Below are 23691 nucleotides of genomic sequence, written 5' to 3'. Positions count from 1 at the left end.
TGCTTGCTGCCAGCAGCAAATTTGGAATACAGGGCTACCGTTTTGCCGCAACCTGCCGCATTTTACCGCTGCTGCCAATACCTGTTCTCTGCCGAGCGTGGGCAAATCCCGAAAAGCCCGGCACACGCGGCGCAGAAACTACTTCGCTTTTTCCCCCACATGCAGGCATACAATACCCGACGTGAGCTTTTGGTACCAGGCTTTGGAAAAACCAGCCTTGCGCATTTCTTTTTCCAGCTCAATGGCCGAAGGAAAAGCGCGGATGGTGTCGGCCAGATAGCCATAGGCCGCAGGATCTTTGGAAAACAAACGGCCAACGCGGGGCAGCAGAAAATTCAGATATACGTTGTACAGCCCGCCCCAGATACGTTCGCGCCCGGAGCCAAATTCCAGAATGCAGGCCCGCCCGCCGGGGCGCAACACGCGCAGCATTTCGGCAAAGGCCGCTTCGCGCGGGATGATATTGCGAATGCCGAAGGCTATGGTCAGACAATCCACGGAGGCATCGGGCAGGGGCAAACGCTTGGCGTCAGCCGCAACGGGCAGGATGCACCGGGTGTTGTCGCCTTTGAGCTTGCGGGTGCCCTGCACCAGCATGGGCGGGCAAAAATCCAGAGCAGGCACAATGGCGGTCGGATGCTGGCGGCGTATGGCCAGGGAAACGTCCAGGGTGCCTGCGGCCAGATCCAGAACCACGCCTGTATCGCCCAGGCGCACGTTACGGGCCAGTACCTTGCGCCAGTACTGGTCAAGACCCAGGCTGAGAACGCGGTTCAGCAAATCATAAAAGCGCACGATGCGGCCAAACATGCCGGCCACAGCCGCGTCATGGGTGGGCCGGGGAGCCGATTGGGGCGCGGCAGCCGGGGCGTGCCCGCCTTCCTGCCGGGAGTTCTGAGAAGAATCCACTTATTTTCCCTTGTTGTCCTGATCCGCATCAACGCCAATGGCTGTGCATACCACCCGGTAGACCGAGGGGAATACCTCGGCAAAATTGCCGGGAGAAACCGTGCGCGTTTCAATAAATTTGGCGGTCAGTTCTTTGGCCACCTGCAGGGCTTCCTTGCGATCCTTGTCCATACGGTCCTCATGCTTTGTTGCTGCCGCTTCTGCCGATGTTTGCGAAAGACTCGCGGCGCTTGCCTGATGGCCGGAAATAAAACCCGCCCTTCGGGGAATGGCCTTGACCCACAGTGGGCATTGCCTGGACGGGAAATGAACGGAAACTCAAGCCCCCGCCCCTTTTTTATATCTGCGTTGGGGAACGTGCCCCTTCATTCCGCATGCGGCGGCATGCTTCCATACCCTCTGGCCTGCGTGCGAAACGCGCGGCTGGCAACAGAAAACGCCATGCCGTCGTGTTTCGGCTTCAAGCTGAAACCACGGGGCATGGATCGGCGGGCTGATGGTCCCATGCGTGTGAAATCGGGCAACAGCATATGCGTTCCGCTTTCACTTGGCAAGCACGGCGGCCCTGTCTGGCAGGGATGCGGCTTGTCGGCATGCGCCGGGATCAGCGCTTTTGCCTGTGGGGAACGGTAAAAGGTTTTGTCAGCAAAACCCCTCAATCCGGTTCGCACAGGAATACTGATGAAAATGCCTCAAGTGGACGGTACTGACTCGTGTTGCGGCAGCCCGCGCACAATCCTGCCCGCAATCAGCGCACGGCGCCGTGCCCTGCGCAGCCAGCAAAATATACCGGCTATTCGCTTTCCAGCAGGCGGCCAATTTCTTCGCGCAGAATACGGGCCGCTGCCGCTGCCGCCGCTTTTTCCACCCGGTCGTTGAAGCGGGGCTCCAGTTCGTCCAGCCGATCTTCAACGGAATCCAGCCTGGCAGAAGCGCCTTTCACGGTCAGATTAACCGCGTGCATGCGTTCGTCCAGCAGGGTTTCCAGCAGGGCTGGATCTTCTTGCTCTGCCTGCGGTTTGGCCTCGGTCTGGGACATGGCAGACTGAACAGCTTCGTCAGCTGCCTGACGCGCCGCTGTTGCGGCAGCTTCTGCGGCAGCCTCTGTGGCAACTTCAGCGGCTGTTTTTGCGGCTGTGGCCGAAATAAGCTCCAAAAGGCGCTGATGCAGGGGGTGATCTGTTGCAAAAAGATCTTCGGGGAACGGCGTACTTTCTGGCTTGTCAGATTGCTGTTGCGCGGCGGCACTGGCTGCTGCTTCCGCAGCGCCTTGGGCCGTGTGCAGGGCTTCAGTAGCGGTTTGCGCCACATTTTCGTGCGCGGATTGCGCCGAGGCAAGGGCTTCGTCCAGCGCAGTCTGGGCTTGCTGTGCTGTGGCGCGGGCTTCATCGGCCTCGGTGCGGGCCTGTTCCGCTTCTGCCCGGGCTTCGGCCACTGCGGATTCCAGAGCCGACACACGATCGTCTGCCTGCTGCAATTGCGCCGCATACTGGTCAAGCCGTTCCACAAGCGCTGACATGTCCTGGGCAGAAATCTGGTCTGCAGTACTGGCCGGGGCACTGCTGGCGACGCTGGCTGCAGCAGGTGCCGCCGCCGCAGCACTGCCTGCCTGATCGAGCATTTGGGCCACAGCGTCAGGCTCAACGGTAACGTTTGCATCCAGAATCTCGTCCAGACTCAATTCGGGCGCGATGGGCGCGGCCTGGGGCTGGGCTGCCACGGGAGGCTCTTGATGTGCGGCGGGCACGTCTTCAACGGAGGGCTGCACAGCTTCCGCCTGAGGCTCTGCTGTGCTCGGCTGCAACCCGCGTTCTTCCGCGTCAGCTGCCGCCAAAAGCGCATCAAGGTCAAATTCAAGTGTTTCGTTGTTTTTTGCCGGATCGGACGCCGTTGTCTGGTCTGTGCCTTTGCCCGCAGATGCGGATTCTGGCCCATTGATGGAGGCCAGTAACATGTCCAGATCGGCGGCCAGATCAGAGACAGGGTCTGATGCCGAATCTGCAGCAGGCGCTGCGGATTCGGGGGTGGCTGGTTCAGGGGTTGGCCCAGAATCTGGTTCAGAAACGGGCGCAGAAGCGGGAACCTGTGGCGTGTCCACCATGTTTTGCTCGGTCTGCGCGTCCAAAGCATCGTGGGGCGTTGTCTGAGCGGGCTCCTGACTGGCGGCAGGTTGGGCTTGCGTTTGGGCCGGGGAAGGGGCTGGCTGGTCGGCCATAATGGAATGCAGCAGAGCGTCCAGATCTTCATTGAGGCCGTGCGCCGGAGCGTCCGCCTGAGGTGCCGCCGCCGGAGCCGCCTGAGTTGGTGCTGTCGCCTGAACTGGTGCTGCCGCGCGCTGCTCAGCGGGTTGGGGCTTGCTGGGCGCTGGCTGTGCCGTTGCCGGATTAGCCTCGCGCAGCAGGGCTTCAAGCTCGTCGGAAATAACGGGCTCCGGCATGGTTCCGGCGGCCAGAAGTTCATCGAGGCCCATTGGGTCTGCTTGAGCGTTTTGTTCTGCGTTCGGGGCAAAATCTTCCGGGGTGGGGCAGGATGCACCGCCCAGACTGCCGAGCATTTTGTCCACAGCGTCATCCGTGTCCTTGGGGGACGGCGCGGCGGCTCCCTGAGCTCTGGGCTGGGGGGGGATGTCGAGTGAGTTCAGAAGGCTGTCAACATCACCCATGCCGGGCATGTGCAGTTCTTCATGGGGGTCTACGATATGGCCATCAGGCATACGCACAGGCGGAAAATCTGGGGACATGCCGGTAATGGCGTCGGCCTGTGTGTCGGCGGCTTCGCTCGTGCTTTCATCATCAGCTTCAGCAGGCTGAAAGGACATTTCTGCCGTGGCGTCTTCGTCCATAGAATCCATCTGCGCCAGCAGGTTGTCGATTTCCGCTTCCGCTTCAGAGTGCTGCGCCTGATCATTGAGGCTGCGCATATGGCTGTGCAGGTCGGCGTTCTCGTCAGCAGTGCGGCTTTCGGCAGCCTCATCTGTTTCTGGAACGCTGCCTTTTTCGATAAGTTCGGTCAGGTCGATGATTTCTTCAGTATTTTCATGGGTGTTTTGGGCAGCCATGCGCGACCTCATGTGGTTAGGAACTTCGGCTACTGGGCCGGAGGGGGCGGGATTGTCGCCGGTAAGCGGTATGACGGTTGTTGGCCATGCCGCAGAAGCAAAATATGTGCAAAGCCACGGTTTTTCGTATCAGGTTATGAAGAAAGACGCAAACCTCTCTGCTGTGCGGCTTCACGCGTCTTGAACCGAGCCAGCAAGGGTTTTAGCGTATTTAAATTTTTTAAATGGTAAGATGCTATAAAATAAAACTATTCCAAAAGAGAACCGGCCACCCTGACGGATGGCCGGTTGAGACGCTAAATGGCTAAAACCGAGGATACGGTATTAGTCTTTTTTGTCCTTTTTAAGCCAGGACATCATGCTGCGCAGTTCCTTGCCCACTTTTTCGATCTGATGTTCAGATTCGTTGCGGCGGGTGGTGAGGAACATCGGGTACTTGGCGCGGGCTTCAAGAATGAAGTTGCGGGCAAATACGCCGCTCTGAATGTCTTTCAGCACAGCCTTCATTTCTTTTTTCACTTCATCGGTGATGAGGCGGGGTCCGGTGACGTAGTCGCCGTATTCCGCGGTATTACTGATGGAGTAACGCATGCGTGAAAGGCCGCCCTCGTACATGAGGTCAACGATAAGCTTCATTTCGTGCAGGCATTCAAAGTAGGCCATTTCGGGCTGGTATCCGGCTTCAACCAGGGTTTCAAAGCCAGCCTTGATGAGGGCGGAAACGCCGCCGCAAAGCACGGCCTGTTCGCCGAAGAGGTCGGTTTCGGTTTCTTCACGGAAGGTGGTTTCGATCACGCCGGAGCGTGCGCCGCCAACGCCCTTGGCATAGGCCAGGGCTACCTTGAGGGCATTGCCGGTGGCATCCTGATGAATGGCCACCAGGCAGGGCACGCCGCCGCCTTCGGTGTAGGTGCGGCGAACCAGATGGCCGGGGCCCTTGGGGGCGATGAGGAACACGTCCACATCCTTGGGGGGCTGGATCTGGCAGAAGTGGATGTTGAAACCGTGAGCGAACAACAGAGCCTTGCCCTTGGTGAGGTGGGGCTTGATGTCGTTTTCGTAAACACAAGCCTGCACTTCGTCAGGCAGCAGAATCATAATCAGGTCGGCCTGCTCGGCGGCTTCGGCAGCGGAAACAGGGTTGAAGCCGTGTTCCTTGGCCAGTTCGTAGTTGGCGCCGCCGGGGCGCTGTCCCACCACAACCTTGACGCCGGAATCGCGCAGGTTCTGGGCGTGGGCGTGTCCCTGACTGCCGTAGCCGATGATGGCAACGGTTTTGTCTTTCAGGAGATTAAGGTCGGCATCCTGATCGTAATAGACTTTCATCTGAAATTCCTTTGAGATCACTCACGGTTAAGCAAAAATTGCATTCCTCTTCACCCGAAGAGAAAATAGGGGGCCCTGACGATGCCCCGGCGGTGCTGCTGCCTTGCGGCAGTTATCCGGCCTGGGGCGCGGTGGACGGAACCGGACATGCCTGCGCGCAGATGTGGCCCTTGGGGATAAAGGGAATAACCACCTGCGTCGCTTCCGCGCCGGAGAGGGCCTTGTGGGCCGTCGGATGCGAAAGCGGGCAAAGCCGGGGCTGAAGCAGCCTAATCCGTCTTTTTGGAACGGCGGATGGCTACAGAGCCTGTGCGCGCCAGTTCCTTGATACCAAACCGCTGTAAAAGGTTGATGATGGCATCAAGCTTGTCTTGATTGCCAGTGGCCTCAATGGTCATTTCATTGGGGCTCACGTCCACCACCTTGCAGCGGAATATTTCAACGGTGCGCAGAATTTCGCCCCGCATGGGGCCTTCTGCCTGCACCTTCACAAACATCATTTCGCGTTCCACAGCGGGTATATCCGCAAAATCTACCACTTTGATGACAGAAACGATTTTGTGCAGCTGTTTCATTATCTGCTCCAAAATCAGGCTGTCGCCCTCAGTGGTGATGGTCATGTGTGAAACGCCTTCTTCCAGGGCCGGGGCCACATTCAGCGAGTGGATGTTGAAGCCGCGGCCGCTGAACAGCCCCGCCACGCGGGAAAGCACGCCCGGTTCGTTTTCCACCAGCACGGAAAGCACATGTCTTTTGCTCATAGCCGCTCCCTTACACCAGCAACATTTCATCAAGCGCCGCACCAGCGGGCACGATGGGGTACACGTTTTCCTCACGCTCCACCACAACGTCAATAAAAGCCGGGTTGGGCGAAGCCAGGGCCTTTTCAAGCGTGGCGCGCAGGTCTTCACCCTTCTCGATACGGTAGCCTTCGGCTCCGTACGCTTCGGCCAATTTTACGAAGTCCGGCTGGGCTTCCATATTGGTGGAACTGTAGTTCTGGTTGTAAAAGAGTTCCTGCCACTGGCGAACCATGCCAAGGTGGCGGTTGTTCAGGATGACAACCTTGATGGGCAGCTTGTTGGCCACCACAGTGCCCAGTTCCTGAATATTCATTTGCAGTGAGCCGTCGCCCGCCACCGTAATAACCTTCTTGTCGGGAAAGGCGAACTGTGCGCCTATGGACGCGGGAAAGCCGTAGCCCATCGTGCCGAGACCGCCGCTGGTAAGCAGGGTGCGCGGCTTGGTGAAGGTGTAGAACTGGGCCACCCACATCTGGTGCTGCCCCACTTCAGTAGCGATGATGGCGTCGCCGTTGGCAAGTTCATACAGGGTTTCAATAACTTCCTGCGGCTTGATATTGTGGTTTTTCTGGTAGCAGAGCGGCTTGCTCGTTTTCCATTCTCTCACGGCTTCAAGCCACGCGGCATGTTCGCTGGCCCAGTCTTTGCCTTCAAGCTTGGCGTCACATATCTCGGCCATGCCTTCAAGGGCCAGACGGCAGTCGCCCACCACGGGAACCTGCACTTCCACGTTTTTACGGATGGATGTGGGGTCTATGTCGATGTGAACGATGCGGGCCTTGGGCGCAAACCCGGCCAGCTTGCCAGTGACGCGGTCGTCAAAGCGCGCGCCGACACACACGAGCACGTCGGCATTATTGATGGCCAGGTTGGCCGCGTAGGTGCCGTGCATGCCCACCATGCCGAGCCACAGGGGATCAGTGGCAGGAAATGCCCCAAGCCCCATAAGCGAACAGGTCACGGGAATTTGCAGTTTGCGGGCAAGGCTCGTAAGCGCGTCGGCCGCATTGGACATTATAACGCCGCCGCCAGCCAGAATGACCGGGCGTTCGGCCTTGGCGAGCTCTTCCACCGAGCGCCGCAACTGATTGAGGTTGGGCTTGTAGGTGGGGTTGTAGCTGCGCATGTACACATCTTCAGGCCATACAAATTCGGCCTTGGCCTGCATGATGTCCTTGGGCAGGTCGACGAGCACGGGCCCGGGGCGGCCCGTGCGCGCCAGGTAAAAGGCCTGTCGTATGGTAAGGGCCAGCTTGTTGATGTCCTTTACCAGAAAGTTATGCTTGGTGCAGGGGCGGGTGATGCCCACAATGTCCACTTCCTGAAAAGCGTCATTGCCAATCAGTTGCGTGGGCACCTGCCCCGTAATTACTACTAGCGGAATGGAGTCGGAATAGGCTGTGGCTATGCCCGTCACCGTGTTGGTGGCGCCGGGGCCCGAGGTTACCAGGCATGCGCCAACCTTGCCGGAGGCGCGGGCATATCCATCAGCTGCGTGCACAGCCCCTTGCTCGTGCCGTACCAGCACGTGACGGATTTCCTGATGTCGCGGCAGTTCATCGTAAATGTCAATAACAGCGCCGCCGGGATATCCGAACAGCACGTCAACGCCCTCTCTTTTCAGGGACTCAAGGAGAATCTGCGCACCTGTACATTCCATGACCGGCTCCTTAGCAGTCAGGCTAACCCTGTTTTTTCAGACGATCCAGGATTGCCATGAGCTGGGTTTTTCCTTCAAGCTTCTGCTTTTTCAGCTGCTTCAAGGTCTGTTCTTCAGTAGGGGTGCGGAAGGCCTTGCCTTCAAGCTTATCCACCTGCTTTTCGTAGAGCACATGATCTTCCCAAAGGGATTTCAGCTCCGGATCAGTGGCCGCATACTTGTTTAGGAGTTCTAGTTCATGCTGATCCATAAGAAATCTCCATTGTTAGATGTTCGAACGCGGAATCCCGCGAGTGAAACCGGTGTTACTGCATGGTTAGGGCGTACTGGGCCAGAGAGGCAACCACAATGCGGTTGAAAAGCTCAATGGACAGCAGCACGACAACTGGCGAAAAATCCATGCCGTTTGTATAGGTAAAGGGCAACCATTTGCGTACCCGGTAGAACACTGGTTCAGTAAGGGCGCGCAAGGTGCGCACTATGGGATTGTACGGGTCAGGCCGCACCCAGGTGAGTACGGCGGCGATAATGACTATCCAGAAATACAGGCTCAGCAGTGAACCCAGTATCATGGCAACAGCGCTCATAGTATTGGCCAGAACAATCATGCGCCCTCCAGCGTGGCGGTCTTTGTGTCAAAATACATAAAGGCCCCGGCGGGGCCGGGTATCATGCCTGGGCGCTGTTTTGCAGCAGGGCATTGTCAAGGGCAACGCGCAGACCGGGATAGTCTGTCGCGGTTATCTGCCCCCGCAAAGAGCCACTGTTAAATGCAGCAAAAACCACACCCGCCCCCTGGGCCGCTTCTTTATCATGTTCGCTGTCGCCAACAAAAAGCACGTTTTCCGGCAGGGTTTGCCATGCAGCGCAGATGCGCAGCGTGCCTTCTGGAGACGGTTTGGGCGCAGCCGTATCAGCCGCGACCACAGGATTAAAATAGGAGGGCAGGCCAAAAATGTCCAGAACCGTTTGTATTCCTTCAAGCCTGCGGTTGGTATGCACGGCCATGCGCACCTGTTTTGCACGCAGATAATCAATAAAATCAACAAATCCTGGTTGCAAACGCAGCAGAGGCATAATGTCGCGATGATAGTTGACCACTTCAGTGGTCACATAGCTTATCTGATTGTGCAGATGCGGCGGAACAATGTGCAACAGGGCCTGCATGGCAGTGGCCATAAAACTGAAATCTTCCTGTTCTGGCGTCATGGGTGGCAGCTTGAAGTGCTCAAGCACACGGTTATAGAAAAGGTTGTTGGATTCGCGCGAATCCACTATGACACCGTCGCAGTCAAAGATGACTCCCGCAAGTCCATTGGCGAAGAGCTTGCTCATGACGCGGCCCTCCGTACAAGCCACAGGCGTTCTGCATCAAGGGCCTGCGAGCCCGTGGGGCGGGTGCGTCCCATTATCCGCCATGCCGGGGCGCGGGCGCAGAGCAGCGAGTCGTCTGCCAAGGCAGCAGCATCAGCCAGCGCACTTTCAGTGGCCGGAACGAAGTCCAGCGCTTCCAGCAGATCCTCTGCCATAGTGCCTTCGGCCAGAATCGGCAGGTCGGGCGGCAGAAAATACATGGCATTGGCCGTTACCATTTTCCAGGGCGGCATAAGGCCGAGATCCAGAGAAATGGGCGCTCCCAGAATGCCCGCGCCACCGTATGCGCCGGGCGAGGTCAGTTCACTGGCTTCACCCGCATCGGCTTCGTCAAGGCCGAGGGAGAGCGTGAAGCCGCTGGATTTCTGGGCCAGCGTTTGAGCCATATCGGCCAGTTCGCCCATGCGTTCTTCCTGCAACCAGACCCAGATAAGAGCCTTCTGGGCCTGCTCGAGTTCGATGCGCAGCTTACGGGCGGCTTCGGCTTTGAGGGCAGCTTCATTATCTGCGCCGCCAATTTCACGCAGAAGCGCCATTTCAGAGGCTCGGCGCGCCGCGCGGGGATTGTTTGCGGCGGTTACGCCTACAGGCAATCCAGAAAGGGCGGCATCGCCCATCTGGCGCAGGTCTTCAAGGCAGGCGGCGGCTTCGCGCTGACTGAAAGGGTAATCCGCCGGGCAGTAAAGCCCTTGCTGCGGAATGCTTGGGAGGCCCGGCCACAGCAGCAGGGCCGCAGCAGGCCCGGCCTGAGGCGCGGACGCAGCTGGGGCGTCGGCTTCCTCCACGCCGGAAACAGACAGGGGGCCGCGCAAAAAAGGCAGCCGTACACAGGGGGTAGGTGCGGTCATTGTACATCCTTTGGACAGGACCAGCATATCCAGAGCCGGGCCAGAGTGCAAGCCGGGTGGAGTTGCGGTTGTGATGTATTGTCAGATGTTCGCATATGACATATATAGCACCCCAGCAACGCCGCAGCGTGAGCGGTCGACTGCCAACACCTCGCCGGCGGACCCGGCTCAGAAGGAGTAGAAATATGGAACAGGGCACCATCCGCCTGAAGACAGGCCTTGCCGAAATGTTGAAAGGCGGCGTGATTATGGACGTCACCACTCCCGAGCAAGCCAAGATTGCTGAAGAAGCAGGCGCTTGCGCGGTAATGGCGCTGGAACGCGTACCCGCGGACATTCGTGCCGCCGGTGGCGTGGCCCGCATGGCCGATCCCACGATCGTCAAAAAAATCATGGAAGTGGCGACTATTCCCGTCATGGCCAAGGCACGCATCGGCCACTTCGTTGAAGCCCGTATTCTTGAGTCTATGGGTGTGGACTACATTGATGAAAGCGAAGTTCTTACCCCCGCTGACGACAAATATCATATCGACAAGCGCGACTTCACCGTGCCCTTTGTTTGCGGTTGCCGCAACCTGGGTGAAGCCCTGCGCCGCATCGCCGAAGGCGCGGCTATGATCCGTACCAAGGGCGAGCCCGGCACCGGCAACGTAGTTGAAGCCGTGCGCCATTGCCGTCAGGTGATGAACGAAGTGCGTGTCCTTTGCGGCATGCCTGAAGCCGAAGTGGCCAATTTTGCCAAAGAAATCGGCGCTCCTCTTGAAGTGTGCCTGCTCGTGCGCAAAGAAGGCCGCCTGCCCGTGGTCAACTTTGCCGCTGGCGGCATTGCCACCCCGGCTGACGCAGCCCTGATGATGCATCTTGGTTGCGACGGCGTGTTCGTGGGTTCGGGCATCTTCAAGTCCGGCGACCCGGCCAAGCGTGCCAAAGCCATTGTGCAGGCCGTGACCAATTACCAGGATTTCGCCATGCTGGCTGAAATCTCCCGTGACTTGGGCGAACCTATGGTGGGCATTGAAATTTCCACCATTCCTTCGGGTGAGCGTATGCAGGAGCGGGGCTGGTAGATGGCCGCACGTTGCGTGGGCGTTCTGGCTCTTCAGGGAGCCTTTCGTGAGCATGTAGCCGCTGTGTCCAGCCTGGGCGTGGCGGCTCGCGAAGTGCGCCAGCTCAAGGATATGGACGGCATTGACGCGATGATCATTCCCGGCGGCGAAAGCACCACCATGGGCAAACTGCTCAATGAGTGGCATATGCTGGAGCCCCTGCGGGAACGCATTCAGCAGGGCATGCCCGTTTACGGCAGCTGTGCGGGACTCATCCTGTTGTGCCGCACCATTGAAAACTCCGACCAGCCGCGCCTTGGCGTGCTGGACGCTACTGTGCGGCGCAATGCCTTTGGCCGTCAGGTAGACAGCTTTGAGACCTACCTCAGCATACCTGAAGTCGGCCCGGACCCCATCCCGGCAGTGTTTATTCGCGCTCCCGTGATCATCAGCGTGGGGCCGGAGGTCAAGGTGTTGGCCGATGTGAAGGGGCAGGCCGTTGCGGTTCGTCAGAACAATATTCTGGCAACGTCCTTTCATCCTGAACTGACGCCGGATACACGCTTGCACAGCTACTTTCTGAGTATGTGCGGCAAATAGCCCCCAGCCTCTGAAATAGCCTTTCTGTTTTGAAAAGGGTGGAACGTCAATGACGTTCCACCCTTTGTCGTTTTTTCCTCAATTTGCCGTCAATGTGCCGCACGATTTAACATGGCCGACACCTGCCTGCCAAACTGGGCGCGCACACTGCCTCAAGAACAACAGTTCAACCACCGGAATTACCGGGGAGGCAGTTATGGAAAACACACTCATGCTCCAGCGGCTTCAGGACGAACTTGCCGAAGAATTGCAGCGTATGACCCAGCTGCGTGATGTTTTTCAAGCGCAGCATTTTGCCGACGAAGTAGATGCCGCCAGCCATATGGAAGCGGCCCACCTGGCGCAATGCAGCGCCCGTCGCAGCGCCCAGCGTATCCGTGACCTTCAGAGTCTTTTGTACCTCTTGCGCCACAACGGTCCCCGCCAGTGCGTCGATTGCGGCGACGACATTCCCCTGGAGCGCCTGGTGGCGGCTCCGGGCACTACACGTTGCCTCTACTGCCAACAGCAGATGGAGAGCATGCCCAGCCCGCTGGCATCGCCCGACGGCGCATCCGCCCCGTGGTTTGACGTCAGCGCCATTCCCCAGGCCCAATTCTGCTGAAAAAGGCAAACATCAGGAGATCCATATGCAAGGCACCACAGAACTGCTACCCTTGGCGCCAGGGCGTGAACCTTCAGGTAGAGGCGGCCCCCGCCGTTCGCCCCTGCGCCGTCTGGCCGATGATTTGAGCCGTCAGTTGCGGGCTGTGGGGCGCAGCCTGAGCGGTCTTGCCCCTCTTGAAAAGGCCGCGCTGCGTCTGCCGCTCTGCGATGCCGCCCACACCTGGGCAGCCGCCAGCCTGACGCAGCTTGGCGTTGACGTGCATTGCTCCAGGGAGGAACTGGCCCGCATTCCTGCCGAAGGACCAGTGATTTTTTATGCCAACCATCCCACAGGCGCTCTGGACGGACTGGTCATGGCGGCCCTGTGCGGCCGGGCGCGCCCGGATTTGAAAATACTTGCCAGCTCAAAACTGCTGCGCCTGCCGCAGCTTGCGCCCTTGGCATCCATGCTGCTGCCGCTGGACCTTTCCGGCGAGGACAGAGCCGCCAACGGGGCATCATTGCGGCTTGCCGTCAAACATTTGCGCAAGGGCGGCGCGCTGGGGATTTTTCCCGCAGGCCGGGTAGCCCGTTGGCGTGCCGGAGCGGGCCTTGAGGAGCAGACCTGGACCACGCTTCTGAGCCGTCTTGGCGAATGGCGGCAGCGGGAGGGCAGTGAAGGGGAAGCGCCTCGCGTTCGTTACATTCCCCTGCATGTGCAGGCCAGTGCTGATCCGCTCTTTCTTTCTGCCGCCTGCCTGCATGAAGGGCTTGCAACTGCACTGTTGCCGCGTGTTCTCTGGCGGCAGCGTGGAAGCCGAGTGAGCCTGCATGTGGGTGAAGCCCTGCGGGAACAGCATCTGGACGGGCTTGACCACGAGCAGCGCACGCACTGCCTGCGGCTATACCGTGAATCCCTGGCACGCGGGCGAAAACAAAATGCCGCCGTCCAAGACCCGGCAAATGTGAAGCGTCAGGCCCCGTTGGCTGCTGGCGCTGATCCGCAAGATCTTATGGTGGCGCTTGCGGCCCTGCCGCAAAGCAGGGTGCTGGCCAGAGAAGGCAAGTACAGCGTGTATGTACTGCACGGCAGTGAATGCCCCCTTTTGCTGGACGAAGTAACACGTCGCCGCGAAGAAAGCTTTCGCGCCCTGGGTGAAGGTACGGGCAAAGCCAGAGATACCGACCGCTATGACCGCCAGTATGAGCATCTGCTGCTTGTGGATGAAGAAGCTCAATGTCTGGCTGGCGCGTACCGGGCGCGTCTGGTGCGTCCTGATGAGGCCGCCGCCTGCGGTCGAAGCAACCTCTATACTGCCTCGCTTTTTCGTTATGACCCGGAATTTTTCCGCCAGTGCGGCAATGCGCTTGAACTGGGCAGGGCCTTTGTTTGCCTTGAATACCAGCGTGAATACGCGCCGTTGATGCTGCTTTGGAAGGGCATTGCCCAGTTGGCGCTTCTGCGCGGCGCTCGCGCGCTCTTCGGGCCAGCCAGCATGGGCCTGAACTACCGTCCTCAGTCCGTGGATCTTCTGTGGCGTCACCTGCGCCTGCGCCACTGGCACGCGCCGCTGGCGGCGCTGGTTCAGGGCCGCAAACCCCGCGCCCTGCGCGGTGAACTGCCCTTTGCCCGGCATATGGACTATAACTGCGTGAACACGGTAGTACGCCAGATGGAAAACGGACGCGGCCTGCCCATTCTTTTCAAGCACTATCTGCAACTCGGGGGGCGCATTGCGGCCTTTCATGAAGACAGGGCCTTTGGCACTCTGGACGCCCTTCTTGTAGTGGATTTGCTCAACGCGCCAGAAAAACAGTTGCGCCGCTTTCTTGGCGAGGACGGCATGGCCGCTTTGCGCGACGGTATGTGGCACACATGCGATTGCAGCAACTATGGCGCGTGAGCGCCACTGGTGTTGCTTCAATACCGTTGGGGCAGCGGGCCGCATAGCTAGATAGCGATTGCCACAGTGCCCTGGTGCGGCAAGGTAATGTGGAAGCTGCATCTGCTTCGCAGAAGTGCAGTGTGCTGAACAGTAGACAGGCCGTGCGCCACAATGGCTTCAAAATTTCAGATATCCAGACCTTCCTCTCATCCCCGAGGTAAACTACAGGCCGCCCCGGCAATGGTGCCGGGGCGGCCTGTAGCGATTTGAAGCGTGTTGGCAGTATGCGCGTAGTTACAGGGCTGGGCTTCCCGCCGTTACACGACACCTTCAAAGTGAAAAGACGCTAATGCAGAATCCCTTTGAAATATAAGATATTTCAAAGGGATTCTGGTGGAAAGGTCATTTCTGCCTGAGCTTGCGCCGCCTCAATAGCGCGCTGCACCTTCAGCCGGCATGAAAATCCTTATCTTTCAGATAGATAAAAGTGTTAATGGCTCTGATCCTGCTCCATATCTTCTTTTCTGAGATAGGGAACATAGGTGGGGTCAGTGCCCATGATATGCTGCACAAGCCAGTCTTTGAGGAAGGTCAGCAGATCCATGCTCACCGTGGCGGTGCCGGACTTGAGTTGTTCTTCAACCTCGTCCAGCTTGGCCACGAACTTTCTGTGAATTTTTACATGCTCGGCCGCGCCAAGGTAAGCTGTGGAGGTGAACAGCCTCTCTTCATCCGCAAAATGTGTGGCAGTATAGTCGCGCAATTTGTGCAGGATGGCTTGCAGCTCTTCCGTGGTACGGTTGTGGGCCATGGCCGTATACAGTTCATTGATGTAGTCAACCAGCAGTCTGTGCTGCTTGTCGACCATTGTCACATGCAGGTCGAGCTTGGGCGTCCACTGTACGAACTTGTCGGAAGTTGCCTGCTCGTAGTCGCCGGAAACCAGAGCATTGACTATCATGTCCAGCTCTTCCATGCCGCTCTGGAAGCTGAGCAGGGCAGCGGTGAAGGTTTCCATATTGTTGGCGGTCTGTTCAGCGATGCGGCGTATTTCATCAAGAGCGCCGTTGGTGCCGGTGCTGTTCTGCGATTGTTCTTCCGCGCCCCTGGCCACCAGTTGCAGGTGTTCGGCAGTTTCATTCATAGACTGAAGAATGCCGTGCATGAAGGTGCCCGCGCGTGAAGCTTGCGCTGCGCCGTCCACGCTCAGTTGGGCGGCCTTGTCCACGGTGAGCACGTTGCGTCGTGTTTCTTCCTGAATGGCGTGTACGGCCTCTTCCACTTCCTTGGTCGCACCCATTGTTTTTTCGGCCAGCTTGCGAACTTCGTCAGCAACTACGGCAAAACCGCGCCCGGCTTCTCCAGCGCGGGCTGCTTCAATGGCGGCATTGAGCGCCAGAAGGTTGGTCTGGTCGGCGACCTCATTGATTACCGACATGACCTGCCCGATGTTGCTGGCCTTGGTGCCAAGCGCAGCCATCGCTTCTTTGAGCTGGACGATAGTGTCTTTGAGACTTTCAATGGAAGAAAGAGCGCCTTCCACTTCCCGTTCGCCTGTGGCGGCATTGATGCTGGAGTTCTGGGCGCTCTCCGACAGGTCATTAACTCTGGCAGAGGATTCCAGCGCGGCCTGGGAAACTCTTTCCATAGCCCCACTGGTGTCGGTGAGGTGGTCGCGCTGCACTTCAACGCCCTTGTTGACCTCGCCCACCAGCGTCGCCAGTTCACGCACTTCTGTGGACAGGTTGTTGCACACGGTATGCGCCTTGTGCAAAACCATAGCCCCGCGCTCAGACTTGTTGCGCATGGCCTTCTTTTCTTCTTCAACCGTTGTAAGCCTTGCCTGCAGGCTCTCAACCTTGGCGTGCAATTCTTCAATAACAACGGCTTGTTCAGCCATGTTTTTTTCTGCATCGTGCAAATGGGTAAGGCAGTATTCGGCCCGCTGCACTTCGTCGCCCTGGCGAGCAGGGTTGTCTTCAGCAAAAAAGGCATCACTGCGCTCACGCAGTTTTTTGACCTTGTTCCTGTGACCCAGCCAAAGGGCCGCGTCAGCCAGGGCGCACAAGGCTGCCACAGCAAGCAGCGCCCACTGCATGCCCCGGATATTGCTTATGGCGGCAAGGCCGCCGAGGGTACACAGAATGATAATTTGCAGCAAAATGCCCATAGTTACCTGCCTTGGTTTACTTGCCTATCGGCACTATTATAATTACGCTTAACAGCAGGAAATGTAAATAAATCCACTTAGCACAAAAGAGGCTGAAATTATGGAACTTCTTGATTGCCTTGGGCTTGCTTGCCCGCAACCTGTCATACGTTGTCGGTCTGCTGTAGACAACGGCATGGAATGTTTGGAGGTTCTGGTTGATAACGAGCCTGCCCTGGAAAACGTGCAGCGCTTTCTTCAAAGCCGGGGCTACACTCTGAGCGCAACTGCGGAAGGACCGCAGAAGTGGCGTATTCGCGCTGCTCTGGATGCTGACGCCAGCGTGGCCCCCGCGCCTGAAGAACAGAAAGGGCACGAGCAGGATTTGCGCACCCTTGTGCTGATAACCACCGAAACCCTGGGCCGCGGTGACGACACGCTGGGCACGAAGCTTATGGAAAACTTTTTGGCTACGTTGCCGGAACTGGGCAACCGCCTGTGGCGTCTGGTGCTCGTCAATGGCGGCGTCAAGCTGACGGCCCAGCCCGGCCCGGCGCTGGAATCGTTGCAAAAGCTTGCACAGCAAGGTGTCTCCATACTTGTGTGCGGCGCTTGCCTTGGACATTACGGCCTTCTGGAAGCCAAGGCTGTGGGTGAAACATCCAATATGCTGGATATCGTGACCAGCCTTGATCTGGCGGACAAGGTTATTCGTCCCTGAGACGCGCCTGAAGCGGGCGTGTACCGCGATGGCAAAGAAAAACGGCATGAAAGAGCTTCATGCCGTTTTTCTTTGCGCAGTTGTATGACAGCGCGGTTATCTTTTCATGTCGCTGATAAGATCAGTCAGGCTGTGGGCCTGGGCTGCCAGATCAGCCACGGCTCTGGAAGCTTCCTCCATCGCCTGCGCCGTCTGTTGCGACATCTCGTTGATCTGCGCAATGGTATGGTTGATCTCTTCGCTGGCGGCAGACTGCTCTTCGCTGGCTGCCGCAATGGCGTTTACCTGATCTGCCGTTGCATCCACCGTGGACACGATAATCTCAAGGGCCGCGCCAGACTGGTTGGCAAACTCCGCAGCAAGATCAACTTCCTGAACGGCCTTGTCCACTGACTCCATACTGGCTGTGGTGCTTTTTTGTATGGCGCTGATGACTGCTCCCACATCATGAGTGGAGGCCATAGTTTTTTCAGCCAGCTTGCGCACCTCATCGGCCACGACGGCAAATCCCCGCCCGGCATCCCCGGCGCGTGCAGCCTCGATGGCGGCATTGAGGGCCAGCAGGTTGGTCTGGTCGGCAATGTCTGAAATGACGCCCATGATACGGCTGATATCCTGAGCATGCGAATTGAGAAGAACCATGTCTTCCTTGAGGCGCAGGGAGCTCTGATGCACATGATTGATGCTGTCCAGCGAACGGCTTACCACTTCTGCGCCTTCCTGGGCTCTTTGCCGCGTATCGGCTGAGGCCGTTGAAGCGTGCCCGGCGTTGCGGGCCACTTCCTGCACGGTGGCGTTCATTTCGTTCATGGCTGTAGCTGCTTCGGCAAGCCGTTGAGAAGTTTCCATTGTGCCGTGGTCAGATTGTTCTATTTGGGCTGAAAGCTGGGTTGAGGCAGCACTCACCACTTGCGCGACCTGCTCAAGCTTTTCCGCCGCCTGAAGCATGGCCTCGGTCTTGTTTCTGGCTTCAAGGCTGGCGGCTTCGGCTTGCTGCATGGCCTCGGTTGCCTTTTGCGACTGCTCCTGGGCATTGGCGGATTCGCGTTGTGCGTTTTCAATATGCTGCCGCAGTGCGTCAACCATAACTACAAGCGAGGCGTATACGCCTGTTTTGGCTTTGCCGTCATCCACATTGTAGTCGCCGTCAGCCACACGTCTGGCAATAATATCCAGCTCGCCAGGGTCCTTGCCCAGTTGTTTGTTGACGGACCGGGTAAGGGTGGCAACAAGAATAACGCTGATGAGCATGGCGGCCAAGGTCAGAAGAATGCTTGCCATGCGGGATGTTTCGGCGATGGCAGAGGCCTGATGGCTCGCCGCGCCGCTGCCGCTGACGTTCAACGCCACTATTTCATCGAACAAAGCCATGAGTTTGCGGAAAAGAGGGCGGTATTCATCGTCGTAAATGGTGAGAGCCTGGGTATGATTGCGATTGACAACCATTTCAACGATTCTTCCGCGGATGATGGATATAGTGCTTAGCGAAGAAAGTATTTCTTCAAATATTTCTTTGTCTTTGGTAGCCCTGGCACTGTCATGAGAGGTCATCAAGGCTTTGTATTTCTCTCCATTTTCTCTCAGCCCCTTGATGACTTCATCAATGCGATCCCGGTAATACTTTATCTCTTCTGACCCGTCATGCAGCATCATGGCTAAAAGATCTGCGCGCACCGAGAACAACTGCTGGTTCATGCTCTGAATGACAATGACGGAAGGCAGCCATGATTTGTCAACGGCTTCAATATTGTCATTGATATCAGACAGATTCTTCATGGAAACCCCGGATAGGGTAAGCATGATAAGAATGATCCCACAGAAGGATAAAACCATTTTAGTGCTAAGTTTCATTCAACTATCCGCCTTAGAATACTTTTGTATCTATATTTTATGGTAACTTGAATGTGATGATAAAAAATCACATCAAGAAATAGTATGCTTCAGTATGAATAACTATCTTTACATAAAAAAGATTTTATGCAAGATAATATTTATATAATGTTATTCTATATAATACGGAAGCGTAATAGACATTGGAACTATTTATTGCATTGCCTATACAAAAAATGGCAGTAATTATTGCTATTTGATTATCAATACCAATAAGTCTTTAAAATAGGCTATTTGATATTCTGCGTTGCTGAAGAGCTGGCAATAAACTGCATAAAAGCTATTTATAAATCACATGTGGTTTTATTTAATATCCTGAAATATATATTAAAAATAAATGTGAAAAAAATAACTTGGCATTGGTTTCAATGGGCGCTAGATTGAGCATGCAACCAATAGAAAAACCCGTGGCTTTATGCCAAAGGAGACTACTATGAAAGGTTTGGCCATGCTTCATCTGAATGCCGTTGGCTGGATTGAAAAGGAAGCTCCCAAGTGTGGTCCTCTGGATGCCCTGGTCCAGCCCCTGGCAGTGGCCCCCTGCACATCGGATGTGCACACCGTATGGGAAGGGGCGCTGGGCGACAGGCACAATCTTATTCTCGGTCACGAAGCAGTTGGTGAAGTGGTGGAAGTCGGCTCACTGGTGCGCGATTTCAAACCCGGCGACAGGGTTATTGTGCCCGCCATCACCCCGGACTGGAACTCGCTGGAAGCTCAGGGCGGGTATTCGATGCATTCCGGCGGCATGTTGGCAGGCTGGAAGTTTTCCAATTTCAAGGACGGCGTTTTTGCCGATATTTTTCACGTCAACGACGCAGACGGCAACCTTGCCCATCTGCCTTCAGACATGGACCCCGCCGAGGCGGTCATGTTGAGCGATATGGTGCCCACTGGCATGCACGGCGCGGAACTGGCCGACGTGCAGTACGGTGATTCAGTGCTGGTGGTGGGTATTGGCCCTGTTGGCCTGATGGCCGTGGCTGCGGCCGCTTTGCGCGGCGCTGGCAGAATATACGCCGTCGGGTCGCGGGCCGTATGTGTTGAAGCTGCCCGGCGGTATGGCGCGACCGATATTATAGATTACAGGCAGGGTGACATGGGCTCCCAGGTGGCGAGCCTTACTGGCGGAAAAGGGGTGGACAAGGCAATCATCGCTGGCGGCGATGTGGACACCTTTGCCGATGTTATCAAGGTTCTCAAGCCGGGCGGGCGCATCGGCAACGTCAACTACCTTGGCTCCGGGGATTATGTGAAGATTCCCCGCGTTGAATGGGGGTGCGGCATGGCCCACAAGACCATTGCGGGGGGCCTGATGCCTGGTGGCCGCCTGCGCATGCAAAAGCTGGCAAGCATGCTTTCTGTGGGACGCCTTGACGTTGCCCCCCTGCTTACCCATCGCTTCCACGGTTTTGACAAGCTGGAAGAAGCCCTGATGCTGATGAAGGACAAGCCGCGCGATCTTATCAAGCCCGTGGTGACTATTTAGGGAAACGCTGATTTATTCCGTTTGGCGGCGTTGCTTCGCTTTTTTTGAAACAGTCGAGGACAGAAGAGTCCACTCCTGCTTCAAAAAAAGATCGCGCCTTGCCAAAAGAAATAACTGCGCGTTTCCAGGAGCTCTTTAATCAGTGCTTCCTTAGAACATTTTAATTTTGAAATGCTCAGATTGTTGCGTGAGCAGCCGCCCATAGCAGAGGAGCAAGTACAGTTTCAGCATTGCGACACAGGCTTTAAGCCTTGTAACAGCCGTGCTCAAGCTTTGAGAGATATATTCTCTGCGCAAATCAACCCTGGTTTGATACGGCAAAGCCGCTCCATATCCCCAAAGGAAAGGAGAGCGGCGTCCATTCCAGCCACTACGGCAGGTGGGCGCGCTCTCCTTTTTTATGTTGTTCGCAAGGCAGATATGAAAAGGGCTGCGCCTCAGTGCAAATGGACATGGCGCTTGCAGTTTATTCTGACAATCAGGCAGGCGTGCCGTGCAGCCAGCAGGCCACTTTGTGCTGTCCGCCCAAATCAAAGAACGGCGGCATTTTTTCATGGCAAAGAGGCATGGCCTGAGGGCAGCGGGGATGAAAAGGGCAACCCGCAGGCATGGAGCGCAGTGAGGGCACGCTGCCCGGAATGGTCGGCAGGCGGTCCAGCCCTCTGGAACGGGCGCTGGGCGCCGCGTGAAGCAGGCCTTGCGCATAGGGATGCAGCGGATGGGCGAAGAGTTCGTGAGCCGGGGCATATTCCGCAAGTCTTCCAGCGTACATGACGCCCACGGCATGGGCCATCTGGGCTGCCACGCCCAGGTCATGCGTGATAAGCAGCACGGCCATGCCGCGTTCCTGGCTTCGGGCGAGTATAAGACGCAAAATTTGTCCCTGAATGGTCGCGTCCAGTGCCGTGGTAGGCTCGTCGGCCAGCAGCAGCTCGGGGCGGCAGGATAAAGCCATAGCTATCATTACACGCTGCCGCATGCCGCCCGAAAGCTGGTGCGGGTAGTCGTCGTAGCGGCTCTCCGGTGAAGGAATACCCACCTCGGTCAGCAGGGATATGGCTTCATTGCGGGCTTCAGTCCGGTTCATCGCCAGATGCAGACGCAGGGGTTCGGCCACCTGTTCGCCGATCTTGAGGACCGGATTGAGAGACGTCATGGGCTCCTGAAAGATCATGCCCACGCGGCGGCCCCGGATGTTTCTCATATCACGCTGTGGCAGGCGCAGAATGTCCTGCCCGTCCAGTATGACATTGCCGTCCAGCCGGGCGTTGTCCGGCGTGAGGCGCAATATTGCCTTGGCAGTGAGACTTTTACCGCAACCCGATTCGCCCACAAGGCAGGTGATATGCCCGTGGGGCATATTGAAGCTCACATCCCTCACAGCGGGCAAGGGGCCGTCGTCCGTCTGAAAGGTGACGGAAAGATTGCTCAGGCGCAACAGGGGCGTGCCGTCCTGGCGCGCGGCTTGCTGTGCTTGCTCTGTCTGAGAAGGCGTTGTGTCTGTGTTCATGATGTCACGCTTGCAAAAGGGCGAAGGGCTGATGCGGCCTATGCGCTCATGAAGTTCTGCCATTTTTCCAGCAGGGCGCGCAGGGCGTTGCCCCGGTGGCTGCGGGCGTTCTTTTCGTCTCTGGTCAGCTCCGCAGCGCTTTTGCCGATATGCGCGTCAAAAAATACGGGGTCATAGCCAAAACCGTTCTGACCGCGTGGGGCTGTAAGCAGGTTGCCTTCCCAGGTGCCGCGCACGACCATTTCTGCGCCGTCAGGGCGCACGCAGGCCATACTGCTCACAAAGCGGCAACCGCGCTTGCCCTCGGGCACGTCGGCAATCTCATGCATAAGTTTGCGTATGTTGCGGGCGTCGCGGCTTTCGCCGGGCAGGCCTTCCCAATCGTCCGAGTAGCGGGCCGAATACACGCCGGGTCTGCCGTCCAGGGCGTCCACTTCGAGGCCAGAGTCGTCAGCAATGCTTATGAGGCCTGTCAGGCGGGTTACTTCACGGGCCTTGATGCAGGCATTTTCTTCAAAGGTAACACCTGTTTCTTCAATTTCACCAATGTCGGGAAAAGACTCCAGACCCAGAACTTCCACGCCAAAAGCGGCAAGGGGATCAGCCAGTTCGCGCACCTTGCCCGCGTTATGCGTGGCCAGTACGATCCGTATGGGCTTTATACTCATATCTGTATGCTCCTTGGCGGTGGGCCGCCTGAATTCAATGCGTCTTGTGCCGATGGGGCATCACCACTGTAGCCACTATGATGCCGCTGATGACCAGCGCGCCGCCCAGCAACTGTGCAGGAGCCACACTTTCACCAAGTACGAGCATGGCGGCTATGCCTGCGAACACGGGCAGACTGTAATAGACCATGCCAGCGCGGACAGGCCCGATGCGGTCAATAGCTACAGTCCACAGCCAGAAGGACAGGGCCGAACAGCCTATGCCTGCATAAAGCACGCTTACAACCAGCGGTGTGGACAAATGGGGCCGGGGCAGCATGACGGCTTCAATAGCCGTGAAGGGCAGCGAATAGAGCAGGCCCAGAGCAAAGGTAGCCAGACTGAAGCCTATGGGCGAAATTTCAGGGCTGCGCTGCCGGATAAACAGGGAATACAGGCCGAAGCACAAAACTCCGCCCAAGGCCCAAAGGTCGCCCTCGTTAAAACGCAGGTGCGCCAGCCTGTCCCAGTCGCCTCGGCTGACAAGAACGGCTACTCCGGCCAGCACCACAAGCACGCCCGCCATACGGCGCGGCGAGATGGGCTCGCTGTAAAGCACACGGGAAAGAATGAGAATGACTACAGGAGCCGTGGGCACCAGCAAGGCCATATTGATGCTTTCTGTGGTCTGCCCGGCCTTGTAGATAAGCGTGTTGAGCAGGGTAACGCCAAGAATGGCCAGCAGTGAAAGGCCGCGCCAGTTCTTCTTGATGGCGGGCCAGTCCGTACCCCAGTGTTTGGGGGCAAAAGGCAGCAGAATGATGAGGGCGATAAACCAGCGCCAAAAATTGCACTGCCAGGGGGGGATAAGCCCGGCGACGGCTCTGGCCACCACAAAGTTGCCGGACCAGATGATGACGGCAAGAAGTGCGCAGGAATAGCCCGTTACGGTTTTTTGCATGACTGAGTCCAGAGCCGACTGGTGAGTCCGGTAAAGATAATGGCGGCCGCAAGCCGCCGTAGCAGGAGAGTGTAAGGCATATGTGCGGCAATGGCAAAGGTGGCATTGTCCGTTGCCGCAGGCAGAGGATTTTGAAGAGATGTGTATATAAAAATTTATAATTATTACAGTATGTTTTATTCGCTTGTGCGCTGTGGCACTTTCCTTTTCCACAGCAAGGGCGTACAAT

At 57.3% G+C, this 23691-nt stretch carries 22 protein-coding genes; 6 read left to right on the top strand and 16 right to left on the bottom strand.

Features of this window, described 5'->3' with window-relative positions; genetic code table 11:
* Positions 1-138: 138 nt before the first annotated feature.
* The 11 genes from HNQ38_RS12260 to HNQ38_RS12210 all read right to left on the bottom strand — a co-directional run bounded on the left by HNQ38_RS12260 (position 139) and on the right by HNQ38_RS12210 (position 9978).
* Positions 139-819 carry a ubiquinone/menaquinone biosynthesis methyltransferase gene (locus tag HNQ38_RS12260; RefSeq protein ID WP_343060188.1) on the bottom strand — a complete coding sequence of 227 codons (681 nt, stop codon included), beginning with the start codon at positions 817-819 and terminating at the stop codon, positions 139-141.
* 90 nt (positions 820-909) lie between these two features.
* Positions 910-1080 carry a hypothetical protein gene (locus tag HNQ38_RS12255; RefSeq protein WP_012625527.1) on the bottom strand — a complete coding sequence of 57 codons (171 nt, stop codon included), beginning with the start codon at positions 1078-1080 and terminating at the stop codon, positions 910-912.
* A gap of 194 nt (positions 1081-1274) precedes the next feature.
* Positions 1275-1439 (bottom strand): hypothetical protein, encoded by a 165-nt coding sequence (locus HNQ38_RS12250; protein ID WP_183721429.1) that lies wholly within the window; start codon positions 1437-1439, stop codon positions 1275-1277.
* A gap of 263 nt (positions 1440-1702) precedes the next feature.
* Positions 1703-3967, bottom strand: coding sequence for a hypothetical protein (locus HNQ38_RS12245; RefSeq protein ID WP_183721426.1), 2265 nt, complete (start codon positions 3965-3967; stop codon positions 1703-1705).
* Positions 3968-4291: 324 nt separating this feature from the next.
* Positions 4292-5293, bottom strand: a complete 1002-nt coding sequence (gene ilvC, locus HNQ38_RS12240; protein WP_183721424.1) for a ketol-acid reductoisomerase — start codon at positions 5291-5293, stop codon at positions 4292-4294.
* A gap of 269 nt (positions 5294-5562) precedes the next feature.
* Entirely contained in the window at positions 5563-6054 is a 492-nt protein-coding gene (gene ilvN / locus HNQ38_RS12235; protein ID WP_183721421.1) for an acetolactate synthase small subunit, read from the bottom strand.
* A 10-nt stretch (positions 6055-6064) separates the two neighbouring features.
* A complete protein-coding gene (ilvB, locus tag HNQ38_RS12230; protein WP_183721418.1) occupies positions 6065-7756 on the bottom strand; it encodes a biosynthetic-type acetolactate synthase large subunit in 1692 nt (563 codons plus the stop codon).
* 22 nt (positions 7757-7778) lie between these two features.
* Positions 7779-8006 (bottom strand): HP1242/YdcH family protein, encoded by a 228-nt coding sequence (locus HNQ38_RS12225; RefSeq protein WP_183721415.1) that lies wholly within the window; start codon positions 8004-8006, stop codon positions 7779-7781.
* A 55-nt stretch (positions 8007-8061) separates the two neighbouring features.
* Positions 8062-8364, bottom strand: a complete 303-nt coding sequence (locus HNQ38_RS12220) for a YggT family protein (RefSeq protein ID WP_183721412.1) — start codon at positions 8362-8364, stop codon at positions 8062-8064.
* Positions 8365-8425: 61 nt separating this feature from the next.
* The gene (locus HNQ38_RS12215; RefSeq protein WP_183721409.1) at positions 8426-9091 is read right to left on the bottom strand and encodes an HAD family hydrolase; all 666 of its coding nucleotides are present in this window, start codon (positions 9089-9091) and stop codon (positions 8426-8428) included.
* Positions 9088-9978 carry a hypothetical protein gene (locus HNQ38_RS12210; protein WP_183721406.1) on the bottom strand — a complete coding sequence of 297 codons (891 nt, stop codon included), beginning with the start codon at positions 9976-9978 and terminating at the stop codon, positions 9088-9090. The genes HNQ38_RS12215 and HNQ38_RS12210 overlap by 4 nt, the downstream gene beginning before the upstream one ends.
* 185 nt (positions 9979-10163) lie before the next feature.
* Between HNQ38_RS12210 and pdxS the strand changes: the two genes are divergently transcribed.
* The 4 genes from pdxS (at position 10164) to HNQ38_RS12190 (ending at position 14113) form a co-directional block, all read left to right on the top strand.
* Complete coding sequence (gene pdxS / locus HNQ38_RS12205; RefSeq protein WP_183721403.1) at positions 10164-11045, top strand: pyridoxal 5'-phosphate synthase lyase subunit PdxS; 882 nt, start codon at positions 10164-10166, stop codon at positions 11043-11045.
* Positions 11046-11624: a pyridoxal 5'-phosphate synthase glutaminase subunit PdxT gene (gene pdxT / locus HNQ38_RS12200; RefSeq protein WP_183721400.1), complete on the top strand. Its 579-nt coding sequence runs from the start codon at positions 11046-11048 to the stop codon at positions 11622-11624. It abuts the gene before it with no gap.
* Between the two features lie 196 nt (positions 11625-11820).
* On the top strand, positions 11821-12228 hold the full coding sequence (locus HNQ38_RS12195; RefSeq protein ID WP_183721397.1) for a TraR/DksA family transcriptional regulator: 408 nt from the start codon (positions 11821-11823) through the stop codon (positions 12226-12228).
* 25 nt (positions 12229-12253) lie between these two features.
* The gene (locus HNQ38_RS12190) at positions 12254-14113 is read left to right on the top strand and encodes a bifunctional lysophospholipid acyltransferase family protein/GNAT family N-acetyltransferase (protein WP_183721395.1); all 1860 of its coding nucleotides are present in this window, start codon (positions 12254-12256) and stop codon (positions 14111-14113) included.
* Positions 14114-14585: 472 nt separating this feature from the next.
* Here HNQ38_RS12190 and HNQ38_RS12185 read toward each other — a convergent pair whose 3' ends face one another.
* The gene (locus HNQ38_RS12185) at positions 14586-16265 is read right to left on the bottom strand and encodes a bacteriohemerythrin (RefSeq protein WP_183721392.1); all 1680 of its coding nucleotides are present in this window, start codon (positions 16263-16265) and stop codon (positions 14586-14588) included.
* Between the two features lie 100 nt (positions 16266-16365).
* Between HNQ38_RS12185 and yedF the strand changes: the two genes are divergently transcribed.
* On the top strand, positions 16366-16965 hold the full coding sequence (yedF, locus tag HNQ38_RS12180) for a sulfurtransferase-like selenium metabolism protein YedF (protein ID WP_183721389.1): 600 nt from the start codon (positions 16366-16368) through the stop codon (positions 16963-16965).
* 96 nt (positions 16966-17061) lie between these two features.
* Here yedF and HNQ38_RS12175 read toward each other — a convergent pair whose 3' ends face one another.
* Positions 17062-18816 (bottom strand): methyl-accepting chemotaxis protein, encoded by a 1755-nt coding sequence (locus tag HNQ38_RS12175; RefSeq protein WP_183721386.1) that lies wholly within the window; start codon positions 18814-18816, stop codon positions 17062-17064.
* A 472-nt stretch (positions 18817-19288) separates the two neighbouring features.
* Here HNQ38_RS12175 and HNQ38_RS12170 point away from each other — a divergent pair, with 472 nt between their 5' ends.
* Positions 19289-20344 carry an NAD(P)-dependent alcohol dehydrogenase gene (locus HNQ38_RS12170; RefSeq protein WP_183721383.1) on the top strand — a complete coding sequence of 352 codons (1056 nt, stop codon included), beginning with the start codon at positions 19289-19291 and terminating at the stop codon, positions 20342-20344.
* A gap of 478 nt (positions 20345-20822) precedes the next feature.
* Here the strand turns inward: HNQ38_RS12170 and HNQ38_RS12165 are convergent, their stop codons facing one another.
* The 3 genes from HNQ38_RS12165 to HNQ38_RS12155 are packed head-to-tail and all read right to left on the bottom strand — an operon-like array spanning position 20823 to position 23462.
* Positions 20823-21854, bottom strand: coding sequence for an ABC transporter ATP-binding protein (locus HNQ38_RS12165; protein ID WP_183721775.1), 1032 nt, complete (start codon positions 21852-21854; stop codon positions 20823-20825).
* A 38-nt stretch (positions 21855-21892) separates the two neighbouring features.
* Complete coding sequence (rdgB, locus tag HNQ38_RS12160; protein WP_183721380.1) at positions 21893-22522, bottom strand: RdgB/HAM1 family non-canonical purine NTP pyrophosphatase; 630 nt, start codon at positions 22520-22522, stop codon at positions 21893-21895.
* Positions 22523-22556: 34 nt separating this feature from the next.
* Positions 22557-23462, bottom strand: coding sequence for a DMT family transporter (locus tag HNQ38_RS12155; RefSeq protein WP_183721378.1), 906 nt, complete (start codon positions 23460-23462; stop codon positions 22557-22559).
* Positions 23463-23691: the final 229 nt, after the last annotated feature.

This window comes from Desulfovibrio intestinalis (genome assembly GCF_014202345.1).
GTDB lineage: Bacteria > Desulfobacterota > Desulfovibrionia > Desulfovibrionales > Desulfovibrionaceae > Desulfovibrio > Desulfovibrio intestinalis.
The sequence above is the reverse complement of the archived record's forward strand: the minus strand, read 5'-3'. Positions and strand labels throughout refer to the sequence as shown.